We start from the raw sequence: 17,822 nt of genomic DNA, 5'->3' as shown, positions 1-17,822 counted from the left end.
AAAAAAGCAAGGACTAGACTGTTTAATTACAGCTGTTTCAGCTGCTCATAGTCGTTCTTGAGGCCTGAAGCAAGATAGACCGGGACTTGCACGCGCTCAATGTCAGTCTGCCCATACAAGGCCATCAGCGCTGCCAGCTGGTCTTTCCAAGATTCGATTTCCAGGTACAGCTCTTCTTGGCCATGCTGCAAAAGAAAGTGCAGGAAGCTGTTGGCCACGCCAACGAATTTTCCGCCCAAGGCCAGGCCTTTAAAGACGTCTAACGCGTTTCTGACGCCGCCAGAGACAATCAGCTTGTCAGTCAATGGATGAGCCAGAAGGGCGGCCAGAGCGGTTGGCAGACCTAAGTCATTCAGGTAGGGGATTTGGCTTTGCCGGCGGGAATTTTCAATTTGGGAGAAGTTGGTCCCGCCAGCACCGCCGATGTCGAACCATTCAAAGCCAGCTGCCTGCAGCTGGCGGATGGAGATTGGGTCAAGGCCGGAGCCGACTTCCTTGATCACGATCGGGACGCTGACGGCCTCGCGGATCTCTTTCAGCCGCTCTAGCCAGCGGAAGTCCCGGTCGCCTTCGGGCATGGCAATTTCCTGGGCGACGTTCAAGTGGATCTGCAAGGCGTCCGCCTCCAGCTCCTTCACAATCTCTTTGACGCTTGCGGCTGGGGTCAAAGGGTTGACATTGGCGAAAAGCAGACCATCGGGATTGGCTTCCCGGGCGACGTAGAAGGATTCAAGCTGGCTGGCTTCTTTGGTCAGGATGCTGGCGGAGCCTAAGGCCATGGCCAGCTTGGCCTTGGCCGCGACATAGCCCAAAGACTGGTTGATCTGCTTGGACTTCTCTGATCCGCCAGTCATCGCGTTGATGAAGAAAGGGGCAGACAGCTGCTTGCCAAACCAGTTGACAGCCAGGAGCTCCCGGTCAACGACAGTTTCCGGCAGGGCGGGACGCAGGAGGCGGACCTGGTCAAAAGAATTGGAATTTTCGGCATTAAAAAACATCTGAGTCAAAGCCAGATGTTCTTCTTTTCTTGTTGATCTTTGAGACATCGAAAACCTCTTAGTAAGTTAATTCAGATTGGTGAATGTGAAAGGCCAAGGGCAAGATCTTGTTCTTGAGCCATTCCTTTCTGAGTCGGTCGACATCAGTATTTTCATCGGTGATCACGATCCCGCAGTCGCCGTTGCCGGCACCACTGGTCTTGGCCGCGCCGCCGAACTTGTTGGCAATTTCGATTAGCTCAGTCAAGCGGGGGATTTCGATCGCGATGTTGTTCATCGCGGCAAAGTGCTGCAAAAGACGCCGGTTGACGGAAATCTGGTGCTTAATGAGGTCAATTTTGCCTTCTTCAAAGCCCTTAATCATCTTGAGCACGCACTTGCGTGAATCTTCAAGGAACTTCATGTATTCCGTCTTCAGGACTTGCTTGTTGGCATTGGTCTTGTCAACCAGGCGGGAGGTTGAGGCTGGCTGCTGGCTCCAGCCAATGAGGAGCTCCATGCCTTTAGGCGGAAGCAGGGTTTGGATCTTCAAGCCTGGCCAAGCTTCGCCCACGACGTCTGACAAGGACTTGGAAGCCAGCTGCTCTTTCAGCCAGACCTTGTCGAAAGTCTGGTAGGCAATCCAGCCGCCGTAAACGCTGGCGGCAATATCGCCGGCACTCCCGTTGCCTTGAACTGAGTAGTGGGAAATGGTGGACAGCTTGTAGATCAGATCCTTGCTTGCCTTGACCCCGTAGAAGTGCAGAATGGCCTTGACCGTAGCGACCGTTACTGCCGCTGAGGAGCCTAAGCCGTACTTCTTGCCGTCAGCTGAGTCTAAATCAGAGTTGACGTGCAGGTCGTAGACGCCCATCTTGACCTTTTGTTCCAAGCAGTATCTTTCCGTGAAGGAAATGGCTGAAAGAATGTATTCAAAGGGGTTGTCCCGGTTGTCGATCACCATCTTGGAACCGCGGCGGACCCAGTGAATTGAGTCTTGTGAGTATTGCTTGGAGTGAATCAAACCAGTATCGCCCTTGCTTGGGGTGATGGAAACTTTAACGTATTGGTCAAGCGCGACCAAAATTGCAGGACAATCCTGCTCTAATACGGCGTATTCGCCGGCAATATAAAGTTTGCCTGGTGCTTTTTCAGTAATCAAAAAAACTCTTCCTCTGTTCTATCTTTAATTTAACCTTAATCCTGATACGAAATGCCTGGACCAAAGCCAGCCTCAATAATCTTAACACGTTCAAAAGCCGTCTCAAAATTATTTATGATTTTTTTACAATTTTGCGACTGGCACAGAATCTTAACATTCGGACCCGCGTCAATCGTGTAATAGCATTCTACACCTTTTTCCCGTAAATTGCCGACAAGCTTGATCGCTTTGATCGTATCCGGCTCAAAATAAGTGAAGCCTGGCTGGGCGGTCAAGGTCAGTGAATGCATCTCGCTGGCATTGAGCTCGGCCAAAGAACCCAGCTTGGTGAAGTCGCCTGTCTTGATCGCGTCCTCCATGTCTGCCAGCTCCTGGTCGTTTCTGTCCAGCCAAGTCTGGTAGAAGGGGGAAGTCTTGCTGGCTTCCATGCCTTTAGTGGATGAAATCTTCTTTGGCTGATCATTGAGCTCAACCGCCAGCAATTTTAAATCCATCTTCGGGCTTTCAACAAGCGGGTAAGCAAAAGAATCAGCGTCGCTGCTCCCTTTCTGCCAGACGGCAAAGCCGCCGTAGATTGACCGGGAGGCGGAGCCAGATCCCATCCGGGCCATCCGGGAGAGCTCTTGCCGGTCAACATCCAGCTGGTAGTGGTCGGCAAAAGCCGCCGCCAGGGCCGCGAAAGCGGAACTGGATGAGGCCAGGCCGGCCGCGGTTGGAACGTGGTTGATGGATTCAACGGCCAGAGAGCCGGAGACGCCAAAGCGCTCCTGCATCAGCTTGAGATAGTTGAACACGCGGCTGGCGGCCGGACCCTCTTGCTTGACTCCGTTTAAAGAAAAGGACATCTCGCTGGCGTCAGTCAGCTTGGTTTCACTATAAAAGGCGTCCAAGGTCATGGACAGACTGGACATGAGCGGCAGGCGCAGCTTGGCGTCCTTCTTGCCCCAGTACTTGATCAGGGCGATATTGGTATGCGCGCGGGCAGTTCTACTCATTTGTTCTCCAACTTTCTTTTATTTTTGTCTATTGTTTTATCGTCATCATTTGGTGGTGTATTTTTCTTACAGTCTCTATTTTATAGTACAAATCGGGACAAAAGAAAAAATCTAGAAAAATTTCTAGATTTTTTCTATTTTTAGCTAGATTTCTTCAATCCAGTGGTGGGCGATCAAATCATGGCAGTCAGCCGCGATCTTCCGGGCACTGGCCCCATCCTTGCACAGGGCAATCACGATGCCGCCGAGACCCCCGCCGGAGAGCTTGCAGCCAAGCGCCCCGTCTTTTGCGGCAATTTGGCACATCTGGTCGATTTTTGGGGTCGAAAGGCCAAAAGAAGCCAGAATGGTCTGAGCTTCATTGAAGCAGGTCCCAACGGCGGCTGGATCCTGTTTGACCCAGGCATCTTCAACTTGGTCAGCCAGGCTGCCTAAGCGCTGCATGTCCGCTTTCGCCGCCGGCGATTTTTCCAGAAGCCGGGCGACCATGGTGACGGCTTCCCGGGTATTGCCCAAGTCCCCGGTATCCATAATCAGCAGGATTGCTCCCAGAGTTCCTTCCAGCGCCTGCGGGCCGGCTTGCTTGCTGAAAAAGACCAGGCTTTCGGAATTGACCGTTGCCGCGTCCAGGCCGGAAGCCTTGCCGTGGTTGATGGTTTCGGCATGGTTGGTGATGTCCATGATGTCTTGTTCAGTCAGCTTAAGGCCGAGGAACTGGCTCAAGGCCTTGGTCGTCCCTAAGGCCACGGTGGCGGAAGAACCTAAGCCGCGCTCAATTGGAATTTCGCCGGTGTAGGTCAGCTTGACCGGGATTTCTTTCCCAGCCCGCTTGCATAATTCGCGCACGACGTATTTGAGGCCGTTATAGTCATCTGGGGCCTCAAAAAATGGGCCATGGTAAAGGGCGGTATCCATCCAGGTCGTCCCAGCCGTTTCCTCAACGCTGGTCGTGATATGGAGGGCCTTGATTGGCATTGCCAGGGCATCATAGCCATAAACAACTGAATGTTCGCCAATCAAGATTACTTTGCCATGAGCCGTACAAGAAGTTTGCACTAATTAATCACCTCAATCGATATTTGTCTTCTTCTGTATTTGAACTAGAAAAATTTCCAAAAAACTGTCTTGCTTGCTAAAATTTAATTATTGAGTCATTCGCTGATAAGCAAGGAGTGAAAACCGTGATCAAGATTTTAACCGGACGTCAATACGATCCGCTGCAAGACGAGCTTCTCAGCCGCGCCGCCAAGTGCTACCTGGCCGACCGGCAAAAAGAAACTTTTGTTATCGTTCCAAACCATATCAAGTTTAACACAGAAGTGGCGACGATAGAGAAGGTCGCGCAAATTCAAGGACAGGATGAAACCAGCGTCAAGAATCTGCACGTCCTGTCTTTCTCGCGTCTGGCCTGGTATTTGTTCAAAAAAGCGGACATCAGCCTGCCGGAAAGCCTGGATGACGCGGCTGCGGTCATGATCCTGGAGAAAATCGTCAACCAGGAGCAGGAGAAGCTGCGGCTTTTTCAAAATACCCACGCCAACCAGGGGATGATCAAGCAACTCTACAATACGATCCTGCAAATTCACACCGGCCGTCTGGATTTGGCCAGCCTGCTTGATGACGCGGCCAATCCCGCGGTCGCTGGCGATCTGGACACGGAAACGGCTGACAAGCTGCACGACCTGAACATCATCTATGACCGCTTCTTGGCCACCATTCTCCAGAAGCATTTCGCGACAAAGGATGAGCTGAACATTGAGCTCAACGAAGTTCTGCAAAACAACCCCCAGCTTTTGGCTGGCAGCTCCTTCTTCTTCACGGACTTCAGCCACTTCAGCATTCAGGAAAAGACGACTGTGCAGCTGCTGGCCGTTTACGCGGAGAACCTTACCCTGGCCTTCAAGACAGCTGACGGCAAGATCGCCGGCGGGGTTCTGCCAGGCGACTATGACTATGTCGTGCAAAAGACCATCCGCGACCTGCTGGGCTATTTTAGGGAACACCAGCTGCCTTTTCAAACTGAAGCCGGCAATTTCTTAGGCCACAAAGGGGCAGGCAGTCCCGGCCAGGCCGACTTGAACCAGCTGTGGCTGCAAGGCAGCCAAGCCAGGGCCAGACTGCAGAACCTGACCCTGGTCAAGGCCGACTCCCGCTACGCCGAAGCCTATTTTGTGGCGCGGACGATTTACCAGCAGGTGGTGACTGGCGGAGCCAGCTATAACGACTTCTTGGTGCTTGCCCCCAACCTGCAGGAGTATGAAACCTATCTGCTGCCCATTTTGCGTCAGAACCGGATTCCCTTTTTTGACGACCTGCAGCAGCAGATGAAGTACCACCCCCTGGCCATCTTTTTGGAAGACTTGGCCAAACTGTACGCGGAGCCGGGGCAAACCGGGGCCATCTTGGGGATTATGAAGACCCGGCTGCTGATTCCGCGCGGCTACTTTATCAAGGCAGCCCAAAAGCACGGGCTTGACTGGTATGCTCTTGAAAGCCAAAAGGACCAGGCCGTCTGCCAGGAGGCTGAGCGGGCCTACTTGCGTGACGTCGACCGCTTGGAGACCTTCGTTCTCTCCCACGGGATCACCCACTCCTTGTGGAACAAGTCTTTTAAGGACTTTGCCAAGGCCCAGATCACTTATCTGGACCTTGACGATAAGTTGATCAAACGCCTGGACAGCCTGCGCGAGTATTTTGTCAGCCGCCTGGCTAAGCTTGCCGGTCAGCTGAAGCAGGAAACAGACAGCCAGACCGCGGTCACGGACTTCTTTACCTTTTTGACTAGCGAAGGGGTCAGTGACCAGCTGGACCGCTGGCGCGGCAGTGCCAATGACGCGGGCGACTTGCAGCAGGCCCAGTGGCCGGAGCAGGTTTGGAACTTGCTGCTGCAGCTGCTGAAGGACTATTTGCTGATCAATCCTGAGCAATTTAATGCCCAGTCCTTCTTCAAGATGCTCCAAGCCGCCTTCAGCGAAGCCGAATTTGCTACGATTCCTTCGACATTGGACGCGGTTACCCTGTCTGAATTGGGGATGGTGCAAAAGGCCAGGTACAAGCAGGTCTTTATTATTGGCGCCAGCAGCGGCAGCCTGCCCAAGATTGAGAACAAGCCGGCCTTTTTGACCAGCGAGAACTTGGCCCAGCTGGACCAGTTCTTTGACGAGGACTCCTACCTGGAAGACCGGCAGGACTTGAACAACCTGGACCAGGAGTACCAATTTGGCGGGGCGCTGGCTTTAGCTTCTGAGCGGGTATATGTTTCCTATCCAGTCATCAATTCCAACAACGACCCCCTGGAGCCGTCGCCGTACTATGAACGGCTGCTGAATCTGGCTGGCGGGCGTGAATATGCCCAGCATGACCTGCCAAAGATCGAAGCAGGGGGCGAGGAACTGGCCAAGCAGCTGCTCTTGTTCATGACCACCCCGCAGGCCAGCGTGGGCTACTTGACCTATGCCAACCTGCTGGCCAAGGGGCAAAGCCGCTTTTTGACCAAGCTGCTGGAGCTGACTGAGCGCTATATTCCAGACCGTCTGGCCGCCATCAAACAGGGGATGGCTTTTGACAACAACCCTGAGAATATCTCCCTGGAGCTGGCTGAGCGCCTTTATGGCAAAAACATGTCCTCTTCTGTCTCACAGCTGGAGAGCTACTACAAGAACTCGTATGAGTACTTCCTAAACTATGGCCTGCGCTTGAGAAGACGGTCAGAAAACGAGCTGGACGTCATTCAAGCCGGCAACTACTTCCACCGGACCTTTGAGCTGCTGGTCAAAGAGCTCAAGGCGCAAGGGAAGAACATCGCGGAGATGGACAACCTGGAACTAGAGCAGTTTTTGGCTGAAATCCGCCGCAAGATTGCCCAAGAGCCAATCTACCAGCAGCTGCTTAACGATCCTTTCAACCAATACCTGTTCCATGCCTTCGACAAGACCACCAGCAAGGTGGCCAGGGCATACCGGGATGAGCAGCAAATGACGCGGATGCATGCCGTCTTCGCTGAGCTGCCTTTTGGGCCAACGGAAAAGATCGCGGGTCTGGAGCTTCCGCTCAAAAAGTTCGCTGGCAAGCGCAAGGTCAATATCCGCGGGAAAATCGACCGGGTTGACCTCTTCCAGGGCGAAAAGCACGTTTTGGGCCAATTGATTGACTATAAGTCGTCCGAGCACCAGTTTAAGCTGGCTCCATTTGCCAACGGGATTGACCTGCAGATGATCACATACTTGGACGTGCTGCAGAAGAATGCCCACCTGCTGGCCGCTGAAAAGCAGCTGGACCTGCTAGGAGCCTTCTATCAGTACGTGACCAGGAAGCTGAACTCCATCAACGCCACTGGCAGCAATGCCGTCCTTGACGCCAAGCTTCTGCCAAAGGCAGACAAGCTGGGCGGGGAGAACTGGCTGGCCCTTAAGGGGGTCTATGTCGGCAATCCGGACTGGTTCGCGGAAGTCGACGACGTCATCAAAAAGGGACTGGACCAGGAAGCAGCCGGCTACAAGTCGCGGATCTACAGCCGGGTCGTGACCAAAAAGGGCGGTGGCTTGCGACAGACGCAGACGGAATTTACGGAAGACGAGCTGCAGCTGCTGCTGGAATATGCCGAGTACTTGATCGAGCAGGCGGCAGATGAGATCTTCAGCGGACAGATCAAGCTGAATCCATACCGGATGGGGGCGGAAAACGGTCTGCGCTACAGCGACTTCAAGGATATCTTCTTCTTTGATGAGCAGCTGCCGGAAAACCACTACCATGAGATTCAAAGCATGAACAAGGATGAGCTGCTGGCAGCCGCCAGACAAGCTTTAGGCAAGGAAGAAACGGAGGACGCGGAATAATATGTCAAGCAAAGTCAAATATACGCCAGCCCAAGAGGCCGCGATCAATACCAGAAGCAGCGACATCCTGATCTCTGCCTCGGCGGGCTCTGGCAAGACCAGCGTCTTGGTTGAGCGGGTGATCAAGGAGGTCATTGCCGACCAGATGCCGGTTGACCAGCTGCTGGTCATCACTTTTACCAATGCCGCGGCTGAAGAAATGAAAAAGCGGATCAAGCAGCGGCTTGAAGAAGAAAGCCGCAAGCCGGGCTTGTCCAAAGAGGAGCGCAATTTCCTGACCCGGCAGCTGACCAGTCTGGAGACGGCCAACATCTCCACGATCGACTCTTTTTGCTTGGACGTGGTTCGCCGCTTCTATTACACGATTGATTTGGATCCAGACTTCTCAATCCTGACGGATGAGACCCAGCAGAGCCTGCTCAAAGAGCGGGCCCTGCGGGAGGTTGAGCACGACTATCTGGAAAGCCCGGACCCAGTCCAGAAGCAGAAGTTTGAGACTTTCTATGATGCCTTTTTGGGCGACCGCAATGCCGATGCCTCAAGAGACCTGCTCAACGCCCTTTACAACTACGCGATGGCCAAGCCCGACTATGAGGACTGGCTGAGCAATTTATGCCAGCCATACCAAGTGCCGACCAGCGACCTCGTGGACAGTCCCCTTTGGCAAAAGCAGATCAAGCCTTACCTTTTGGCCGCTTTTGGCGACCTGCGGGAGAAGGTCGCGGAAGTTTTAGCGCTGGCGGACATGGAGCAGGCAGCCATGGACAAGATCCGCAAGCTTTATGAGCTTGAAGCGGCCCATCTGGACCAATATCTGGAGAGCCTGGACACTGATGACCCATACGACGTGCAGCTGGCCAAGGCCCGGGACTGCATTTTTGAGGGGACCTTAAGAAAGGTCAAGGCCTTCCCGGAAGCCAGCCTGGAAGCGGCAGAAGTCCGCAATGAGGTCAAAGACCGGGTCAGCAGCCTCTTTTTGGCCTTTTACGCGGTTGACAACCAGCAGCAAAAGGAGCTGATGGACAAGGGCTATGAGATCAGCCAGATCATCGCGGAAGTCGAACTGGCCTTCATCGAGCGCTTTGCCAAGATCAAGCGCGGCGAACGGGTTCTGGACTTCAGCGACATGGAGCAGTTTGCCTACAAAATCCTGACCAAGCAGGACGAAGGCGGCGATCTGGCCCGTTCCTTCTACCAAAACAAGTTCAAGGAAATCATGGTCGATGAATACCAGGATACCAACGCCCTGCAGGATGGCCTGATTCAAAGCCTCAAGCGGGAGGGAAAGAACAACGTCTTCATGGTCGGCGACGTCAAGCAGTCCATTTACGGCTTCCGCCAGGCTGAGCCCAGTCTCTTCATCGCCAAGTATGATGACTTTGGCCAGGCCGGCCCAGAGAGTGGCAAAAAGCGGATCATTTTCCCGGAAAACTTCCGCTCCAGCCAGCCAGTGGTCGACAACGTCAACATGATTTTTGACCCGGTCCTGACTAAGGACTTCGGCGGCATTGACTACAAGAGCGAAGGGCAGCTGAAGTACGCCGCCGGCTATAAAAAGGATTTGAACCTTTCCGCCGCAACAGAAGTGCTTTTCCATGAAAATCTGTCCGTGAAAGCGGCCGAAAGCGACGCCGACGATGACGGCGAGGCAATGGATCCAACTGACGTGCAGATGATCATCAGCCGGATCCAGCAAATGGTCAAGAGCCAGATGCAGATCTATGATCCCAAGACTAAGACCAAGCGGGCGATCAAATACGGCGACATTGCCATCTTGACCAGAGCCAAGTCCAACAACCTGGCCATCAAGCAGACCTTTGACAGATACCAGATTCCCCTCTTTGTCATGGACGTTGAAAACTACTTCCAGACATTTGAGCTGACAGTAGTCATGTCCTTCTTGAAGGTCATCGACAATCCTGACCAGGACATCCCCCTGGTCGCCGTCCTGCGCTCACCGATCTTCAACTTCACTTCCAGCGACTTTGCCAACATCCGCCTGGCCCAGCGGTCAGTCAGCTTCTTTACGGCTATGGAAAGCTATGCCCGCCGCCATGATGATGAGCTGGCCGGAAGAATCCAGGGCTTTTTTGACCTGCTGGATGACTTGCGCGACTTTGCCAACAGCCACCGGATTTCCGAGCTGCTGTGGACCATCTACCAGAAGACTGGCTTTTTGGAAATGGTCACGGCCATGGCCAATGGCGAGCAGCGGCGGCTGAACCTGACGGCCTTGTATGAAAGAGCGACGGCTTATGAGAGCTCGGGCTTCCGTGACCTGTACCAGTTCATCAATTTTATTGCCCGCATGCGCAAGAACCAAAAGGACCTCTCACAGCCAATTTCCAGCGAAAGCGCTGAAGACGCGGTTAAACTGATGACGATTCACGCTTCAAAGGGGCTGGAGTATCCAGTCGTCTTCCTGGTCGGCCTCCAAAAGCGCTACCTGATCAGCTCCGACCTGTCCGGCAGCTGGGTCTTGGACGCGGAAGGGCTGGGGATGGCCTTCCCGTCCCCTGTCAAAGCACCGGAGGTCATGGCAGATACCTTGTTCAAGTCTTGGCTGAAGATCATCAAGAAGCAGAAGCTGCTGGAAGAAGAAGCCCGCTTGCTGTACGTCGCCTTGACCCGGGCCAAACAGAAGCTGGTCTTAGTCGCTGATATCCCCGTGTCAGCCAAGACGCCTCTTGCCAGCAAGGAAGCGGCCTGGAGCCGGCAGATCAAGGGCGGTCAGGTCTCCCTGATCGATAAGATGAACGTCAACAAGCCCCTTGACTTCCTGGCGCCAGCCTTGGCCAAGTATAAAGAGCAAGAGCATGCCAGCGACTTGCACGTCAAGGACCTGGCTGACGGCGATGACGGCCGGCTCCGGTTCGTTCACTACACTGATGGGCAAGATGAGCCAATCTTGCCAGAAGAAAGTGAAAAGCCGGCAGCAGAAGCCGCTTTGTCCAAAATCGAGCTGGAAGCGGTCAATTGGACCAAGAAGTTTTTTGACTACGAGTATCCTAATCAAGCCGCTACGACCACGACGGCCTACCAGACCGTATCGGAAATCAAGAAGGCGGTTGGGGATCCCGACGACAAGGAACTGGAGAATTCCCACACGCCGGAATTGGCCGCCACCAACCGCTACCTGCAGCCAATTGACACAGAGCCGGACTTCTTGTTCAAGAAGGGGGCTTCAGCAGCGGAAATCGGGACGGCCACCCACCTGGTCCTGCAGTATTATGACTATTCACAAGAACCCAGCCGGCAGAATCTGGATGAGCAGATCGACCAGCTGGTCAAAAGCGGCAAATTGACCCAAGCCCTGGCCGAGCAGATCAATCGCGACCACCTTCAGTGGTTCATCTCCAGCACTTTTGCCAGCCGCTTCCGTGAACATCCTGAGCGTCTCTACCGGGAGCAGAACTTCTCAATCATCCTCAATCCAGGCCGCCTGTTTGCCAGTTTGCGCGATTTTCCGGGCAAAATTTTGGTCCATGGGACAATCGATGGCTATTATGCCGGTGAAAATGGTATTATTTTATTTGACTACAAGACTGACCACGTTGACCGGGCAAACTTGGAGTCTTCAATCGCGGAATTGAAGGAAAAATACCGCGGGCAGCTGGAGCTCTATGAGAAGGCACTGAATGAGATCAGCGAGCCCGGTCAAAGCGAGCGGAAAGTGGCTCATAAGTACCTGATTCTGCTGGACTGCCAACAGGTCGTGGAAGTCACCGGATGAGGAAGCAGAAGCAATTTACAATATTTACAACAATTAACAGCAATACCATGAATGGAAAGGAGTGGACGCATGGGACAGTTTTTTGACGATGAGACCTTTGCCGTCGTCGACTTGGAAACGACTGGAACCCGGAAAGAAGAGGGACACCGGATCATCCAGTTCGGCTGCGCGATTGTCAAGAAGCGCCAGGTCGTCAAGACCTATTCTTTGATGATCAATCCGCATGGCGAGATACCGCTAGCGGTCACCAACCTGACCGGCATCAGCAATGAAATGGTCGCCAGTCAGCCGGACTTTGCCCACTACGCGGCCAAGATCCGCAAGATCCTGGCGGGCACGGTCTTTGTGGCCCATAACGTCAATTTTGATTTTCCCTTTTTAAACTATGAGCTGGAGCAGGCCGGGCTTGACCCCTTGGACATCAAGGCCGTGGATACGGTTGAATTGGCCAAGATCGCCTTTCCAACCCAGCCGTCTTACAAGCTGCGGGATTTGACCGCCAGCCTGCAAATTTCCCACAAGAATCCCCACAAGGCCGATTCTGATGCCTATGGAACCGCAATTCTGCTGGTCAAGATCATCGAGAAGCTGGAGCGGTTGCCGCAGGCAACTCTGAACTTGCTCGGGACGATGGCGCCCAAACTGATCCGCGACACGGGCTGGATCATCAAGACGATTGCCGACGGCTCGCGCAAGAAGCGGCGCAAGCTGCCCAAAGATAAGATTCAGGTCCAGAATCTGGTCTTGCACAAGCAGGAGCTGCCAGTCGTCCAAGAAGGGCGGCAGACGGAATTTCCAGTAGGCAATGAGGCCAAAAAGAAGCTCTTCAAAAATCAGATCAATTACCGCCAGCCCCAGGTTGACCTGATTGACTACATGCATGAGTTCGTCAATGATGACCGCCAGCGGATTTTGCTGGTGGAAGCACCCAACGGAACTGGGAAGACTTTTGCCTACCTGTTTGCCTATGCCTACCAGCTCTATTCTGGCCGCAAGCTGGTCATCGCCACGCCGACCAAGGTTTTGCAAGAGCAGCTTCTGAACCAGGAGATTCCCCAATTGCTCAAGGTGACTGGCCTGGGGCTGAACGCGGAAATGGTCAAAGCTTCCAGCCACTACCTGGATCTAGACGGCTTTGCCTCAACCCTGCGTCAGCCTGCTCCCAACAAGACGACCTTGATCCTGCAGATGGGCATCCTGGTCTGGCTGACGGAAACGACAACCGGGGACTTGGATGAGCTGCAGCTGACTGCTGAGCAGCTGCCAATTTTCACCCAAATCAAGCATCCAGGGGATGCCCGGGTCGGCACCCGCTTTGCCAGCGTTGACTTTTGGAATCTGGCCAGAAGAAAGCAGGAGCAGGCCAATATCCTGGTCACCAACCACGCCTACCTGGTCAACCACTATATGGACTCCATCTGGGGACAGAATCCCTACCTGGTTGTCGATGAGGCCCACCGCTTTGCTGAGAGCCTGGTTTCCTCCAGAACCGATTCGCTGCGGTTTGAATCCATCTGGGGGATGGTCAGCCACTTGCGCAACCTCTTGTACTTTACCGACAACAACCTGGCAAAAGAGAGCGAGGAGAACGTCCAGCTCAAGCTCCTGCTTGAATTGCTGGACGAAGAAAGCTTAGACCTGATCCGGACTTTGAACCGGATGCAGAAGCTGGTCTACAGCCGGAAAGACAAGGCTTTAGGGCAAAGAACCCTGCCGAACAAGAGCATTCAGTTCACGATTGAAGGAACTGACCTCTTCCCGGACGACTCCCCCTTCAGAAGCTTGTTGAAGGAATTCCAGCAAAAGCTCGAGCAGGTCCGGATCCACACCAACCAGATCATTGATCTGCTCTACCGGGAGCGCGACCGCTATTTGACCGATGAGCAGTCCTTGATGGATGAACTGGCCGAGCAGGTTGACCATATCGACTATTACGCGGAAAAGAGCTATCAGCTGGCCGATCTGCTAAGCCAGAAGGAGAATCTTAATCATTTGGGCTTTATCGTCCACGTGACCAACCCTGGGGACTCACTGAGCAGCAACCTGCACTGGATGACCCTGGACAGTTCTGAAGAATTGCATAAAATTTATGACCGCTTTGACCATTTGTCCTTCGTTAGTGCGACAATGTCCAATGACGGCAAATTTGATTACGCCAAACACGAACTGGCCTTAAACGGCCTGGCGGTCGATTCCTTTAAGGGCAAGTCGACTTTTGACATGGACCAGCACCTGAAGATTCTCGCGGTCGACGAGCACCAGCCAGAGCCGGACAGCCCCGAATACCAGCAGCTGATTGAAAAGATCCTGACCAAGGACTTGAATGGGCAAAAGCACGTCCTGGTCTTGTTTACCAGCTTGGATTTGATCAAGAAAGTCTATCTGAACCTATTGAATGACCCAAGAGTCAAGGACTATGAGCTTCTGGCCCAAGGCTTGACCGGCTCCAACGAACGCCTGGCTAAGCGCTTCGTGATCGCGGAAAAGTCAATTCTGCTGGGGGCTGATTCCTTCTGGGAGGGGATCGACTTCCACAACTGCGGGATTGACCTGGTCATCGCGACCCGCCTGCCATTTGAGTCGCCGGACCTGCCGGAAGTCCGCCTCAAGCAGCATTATCTGGCCCAGCAGGGCATCGACGTCTTCAACCAAGAGTCTCTGCCCAAGGCCGCTTTGCGCCTGCGTCAGGGATGTGGCCGCCTGATTCGGGGGGAAGAAGACCATGGGACCTTCTTGATCCTCGATCCCCGCATTTGGACCAAGCAATACGGAGCCTATTTCCGGGCCAGCCTGCCGGCCAGGGTTGAAAAGGTGGCAATCAAAGAGCTGAAAGCAAAATTAAAGATGGCGAGGTAGCATGCAAGCATGTTAGATGAAAGAGTACAAAACGTTCTGCAGTATTTGGCCTGGCTGATCTTGTTCCTGTTCTTAGCCTACGTGGGTATGGTAGCCCTTGTATATCAAGCATCCAAGCCCTATAGTAAGTATGAGGCCAAGGTCGACAAGCTGGTCAAGCAAACCGCGATCACCCAGGTGGATGAGCACTACCACCTGGACCGGGGCGTCGTTTCCTATTCAGCCAGCGGGACGACCAAAAAGGGCAAGCAAGCCTACATCATTTACTTGCCAAAGTCCAGCAAGGCCTACTATTACACGGCCAGTGACGGGGTGAGCGAAAGCAGCGTCAAGGATAAATTTGCCAAGACCTATCCCAAGAAGCAGATCAGAGCCATAAACTTGGGCTGGAAGGACCAGCAGGCCGTCTGGGAAGTCGCCGCGACCAACGCGGATGGCAGCTACTGCTACGCGGTTTACAAGTTTAAAGACGGAAATCTGCTTTCTCTGGTCGATAATTTATAAAATTTCTGCTATGATTGAAGGAGTTAAACAAATTTTTAAGGTGGATATTATAGAATGACAAAATTGATTTCAATTAGAGAGTCAGCCCAACACGTTGGCGAAGAAGTTCAGATGCATGTCTGGCTGACCGACAAGCGTTCAAGCGGCAAGATCGTCTTCTTGCAGCTCCGTGACGGTTCAGCCTTTTTCCAAGGCGTTGTCCGCAAGAACAATGTCAGCGAAGAAGTCTTTGAAGCAGCCAAGGGGCTGCGCCAAGAAGCCAGCTTCTACATCACTGGCACGATTTCAGAAGATGCCCGGTCACACTTTGGCTACGAGATCCAAATTACTGATCTGAAGGTTGTCTGCAACAATGAAGGCTACCCAATCGGCAATAAGGAACACGGGATCGACTTCCTGCTTGACCACCGGCACCTGTGGCTGAGAAGCCGCCGGCCATTTGCCATCATGCAGATCAGAAACCGCATCTTCAAGGCAACGGTCGACTTCTTTGAAAACGAAGGCTTCGTTAAGTTCGATGCGCCGCTGCTGATGCACTCAGCTCCAGAAGGCACGACTGAGCTCTTCCACATCGACTACTTCGACCACGATGCCTACCTGTCACAATCAGGCCAGCTGTACGGTGAAGTTGGGGCTGAAGCCTTTGGCAAGATCTTCACCTTTGGCCCAACCTTCCGGGCTGAAGAATCAAAGACCCGCCGCCACCTGACTGAATTCTGGATGATGGAGCCGGAAATGGCCTGGATGCACCAGGACGAGTCACTTGACTTGCAAGAGCGCTTCTTGTCATACGTTGTCGGCCAAGTTCTGGAACACTGTGAATACGAACTGGAAATCCTTGGCCGGGACATCGACAAGCTCAAGCCTGCTGCTGAAGGCCACTACACCCGCCTGTCATACGACGACGCGGTCAAGATGCTGCAAGAAGGCGGCCGCGACTTCAAGTGGGGCGATGACTTCGGGGCTCCAGACGAAGCCTTCCTGTCAGAGAAATTTGACCGTCCATTCTTCATCGTCAACTACCCAACGGCAATCAAGCCATTCTACATGAAGAAGAACCCAGAAAACCCAATGACCTACCTGTGTGCCGACGTCGAAGCACCAGAAGGCTATGGGGAAATCATGGGTGGTTCAGAACGTGAAGCCGACTACGACACCTTGAAGGCACAAATCGAAGAAGCCGGTCTCAACCTGGACGACTACAGCTGGTACCTTGACCTGCGCAAGTACGGCAGCGTGCCGCACTCCGGCTTCGGGATGGGCTTTGAACGCGTTATTGCTTGGATCTGCAAGCTGGACCACGTTCGTGAGGCAATTCCATTCCCAAGAATGATCAACAGAATGCAGCCTTAATCCTTGCTAAGACTGATGTTAAAATAAAAGGGTGAGTCAGCTCACCCTTTTATTTTTTATTGCGACTTTTTGAAAGGAAGATTTGCCATGACCGACATTAATTTTTACCGCCGCTTGGGCATGACCAGCCTGGGCAACGGCTTGATTGCCTACTATGCCCAGCTCGGACTTTCTGAGGCGGAACTGGTCCTGGTCATCCAGCTGGAAGCTTTTTTTCAAAGAAACAACTGCTTCCCAAGCAATGAGAAGATTGCCGCCAATACCAACTTCTCAAGCAGCGACGTGGCTGTCTTAGTGCAAAGCCTGATTGACAAGGGGGACTTGGAAATCAAGCAGCTGACTGACGATGAAGGCCGCATTTCCAGCTGCTACAGCCTTGATCCCTTGTACAGCAAGCTGGACCAGTATTTGGATGAGCACGTGCAGATCAAGAACGATCAGGGGAAGACGATTGAGAATCGCGCGAGCGACCTGGACAATGATCCGCTCAACCGCCTCTGCCGGGAGTTTGAAATTGAATTTGGTCGCTATCTGACGCCAATTGAGCGGGAAGAAATCAGCGACTGGCTGACGATTGACCACTACGAGCCAGAGATTATCAAGCTGGCCCTTAGAGAAGCCGTCTTGAGCCGGGCCTTAAGCTTTAAGTACGTTGACCGGGTCCTGCTCAACTGGCAGCGAATGAACTTGAAGACGCCGGCAGAAGTACAGAATTTTTTAGAAAGGAACCGTTAAGATGGCTAAAAAAGCAGGCAAGGCAGATACAGAATTGTTGTCCGACGATGAGGCCAGAGAGGTCCTGCGCCGCATCGACGCCATGTATCCAGACGCGAAAGGGGAGCTGCACTGGGAAAACAAGTTTCAGCTGCTGTGCGCCGTCTTGATGAGCGCTCAGACGACTGACAAGATGGTCAACCGGGTAACGCCTCGTCTTTTCAGCGATTTCCCTAGTCCGGAAAAGCTGGCCCAAGCGCCAGTCACGGCTATTGAAGCTGATATCTCCCAGCTTGGCCTGTATCATTCCAAGGCCAAGCACCTTAAAGAAATGGCCCAGATGCTGGTTGATGATTACGGCGGCGAGGTTCCCGGCAATAAGGCTGATCTGCTCCGCCTGCCAGGCGTTGGCAACAAAACGGCCAATGTCGTTTTGGCCGAAGGCTGGGGCGTACCCGCGATTGCGGTGGATACGCACGTGGCGCGGATTTCCAAAAAGTTCAAGATCGTGCCGGAGGACGCCAAGCCCCTGGCAATCGAGCACCGGCTGGAGGATCTGCTCCCAGAAGAAGAGTGGATCCACACCCACCATGCGATGATTCTCTTTGGCCGCTACACAATGCCCGCCCGGGCCAAGAATCCGGATCCATATGCCTATCTGAAGTAAAAACTAAAAATAGTCACAAACGATAA

General features: G+C 53.3%; 11 protein-coding genes. 7 read left to right on the top strand and 4 right to left on the bottom strand.

The genetic code is table 11. The features are described 5' to 3' along the window. Window positions 1–26: 26 nt before the first annotated feature. From fni to mvk, 4 genes are all read right to left on the bottom strand, one after another. Window positions 27–1,046, bottom strand: coding sequence for a type 2 isopentenyl-diphosphate Delta-isomerase (fni, locus tag FYJ62_RS05850; protein WP_154548699.1), 1,020 nt, complete (start codon window positions 1,044–1,046; stop codon window positions 27–29). A 10-nt stretch (window positions 1,047–1,056) separates the two neighbouring features. Further along, complete coding sequence (locus FYJ62_RS05845) at window positions 1,057–2,139, bottom strand: phosphomevalonate kinase (protein ID WP_154548697.1); 1,083 nt, start codon at window positions 2,137–2,139, stop codon at window positions 1,057–1,059. Between the two features lie 35 nt (window positions 2,140–2,174). Then, entirely contained in the window at window positions 2,175–3,134 is a 960-nt protein-coding gene (gene mvaD, locus FYJ62_RS05840; protein WP_154548695.1) for a diphosphomevalonate decarboxylase, read from the bottom strand. A 144-nt stretch (window positions 3,135–3,278) separates the two neighbouring features. Then, entirely contained in the window at window positions 3,279–4,190 is a 912-nt protein-coding gene (gene mvk / locus FYJ62_RS05835) for a mevalonate kinase (protein WP_326832000.1), read from the bottom strand. A gap of 125 nt (window positions 4,191–4,315) precedes the next feature. Here mvk and FYJ62_RS05830 point away from each other — a divergent pair, with 125 nt between their 5' ends. From FYJ62_RS05830 to nth, 7 genes are all read left to right on the top strand, one after another. Next, entirely contained in the window at window positions 4,316–7,969 is a 3,654-nt protein-coding gene (locus FYJ62_RS05830; protein WP_326831999.1) for a PD-(D/E)XK nuclease family protein, read from the top strand. 1 nt (window position 7,970) lies between these two features. Continuing rightward, window positions 7,971–11,702: a helicase-exonuclease AddAB subunit AddA gene (addA, locus tag FYJ62_RS05825; protein ID WP_154548693.1), complete on the top strand. Its 3,732-nt coding sequence runs from the start codon at window positions 7,971–7,973 to the stop codon at window positions 11,700–11,702. A 69-nt stretch (window positions 11,703–11,771) separates the two neighbouring features. After that, window positions 11,772–14,558, top strand: a complete 2,787-nt coding sequence (locus tag FYJ62_RS05820) for a helicase C-terminal domain-containing protein (protein WP_154548691.1) — start codon at window positions 11,772–11,774, stop codon at window positions 14,556–14,558. Between the two features lie 9 nt (window positions 14,559–14,567). Continuing rightward, a complete protein-coding gene (locus FYJ62_RS05815) occupies window positions 14,568–15,062 on the top strand; it encodes a hypothetical protein (RefSeq protein WP_154548689.1) in 495 nt (164 codons plus the stop codon). Window positions 15,063–15,116: 54 nt separating this feature from the next. Further along, the gene (asnS, locus tag FYJ62_RS05810; RefSeq protein WP_154548687.1) at window positions 15,117–16,415 is read left to right on the top strand and encodes an asparagine--tRNA ligase; all 1,299 of its coding nucleotides are present in this window, start codon (window positions 15,117–15,119) and stop codon (window positions 16,413–16,415) included. A gap of 87 nt (window positions 16,416–16,502) precedes the next feature. Beyond that, window positions 16,503–17,150, top strand: a complete 648-nt coding sequence (locus FYJ62_RS05805) for a DnaD domain protein (RefSeq protein ID WP_154548685.1) — start codon at window positions 16,503–16,505, stop codon at window positions 17,148–17,150. A 1-nt stretch (window position 17,151) separates the two neighbouring features. Then, on the top strand, window positions 17,152–17,796 hold the full coding sequence (gene nth / locus FYJ62_RS05800) for an endonuclease III (RefSeq protein WP_154548683.1): 645 nt from the start codon (window positions 17,152–17,154) through the stop codon (window positions 17,794–17,796). Window positions 17,797–17,822: the final 26 nt, after the last annotated feature.

Source organism: Lactobacillus porci (assembly GCF_009695985.1).
Lineage (GTDB): Bacteria > Bacillota > Bacilli > Lactobacillales > Lactobacillaceae > Lactobacillus > Lactobacillus absianus.
The sequence above is the reverse complement of the archived record's forward strand: the minus strand, read 5'-3'. Positions and strand labels throughout refer to the sequence as shown.

Coding starts and splice junctions, on each gene's coding strand:
- fni (WP_154548699.1), bottom strand. CDS start 1,046: ATGTCTCAAAGATCAACAAGAAAAGAAGAACATCTGGCTTTGACTCAG.
- asnS (WP_154548687.1), top strand. CDS start 15,117: ATGACAAAATTGATTTCAATTAGAGAGTCAGCCCAACACGTTGGCGAA.
- mvaD (WP_154548695.1), bottom strand. CDS start 3,134: ATGAGTAGAACTGCCCGCGCGCATACCAATATCGCCCTGATCAAGTAC.
- FYJ62_RS05805 (WP_154548685.1), top strand. CDS start 16,503: ATGACCGACATTAATTTTTACCGCCGCTTGGGCATGACCAGCCTGGGC.
- FYJ62_RS05815 (WP_154548689.1), top strand. CDS start 14,568: ATGTTAGATGAAAGAGTACAAAACGTTCTGCAGTATTTGGCCTGGCTG.
- nth (WP_154548683.1), top strand. CDS start 17,152: ATGGCTAAAAAAGCAGGCAAGGCAGATACAGAATTGTTGTCCGACGAT.
- FYJ62_RS05820 (WP_154548691.1), top strand. CDS start 11,772: ATGGGACAGTTTTTTGACGATGAGACCTTTGCCGTCGTCGACTTGGAA.
- addA (WP_154548693.1), top strand. CDS start 7,971: ATGTCAAGCAAAGTCAAATATACGCCAGCCCAAGAGGCCGCGATCAAT.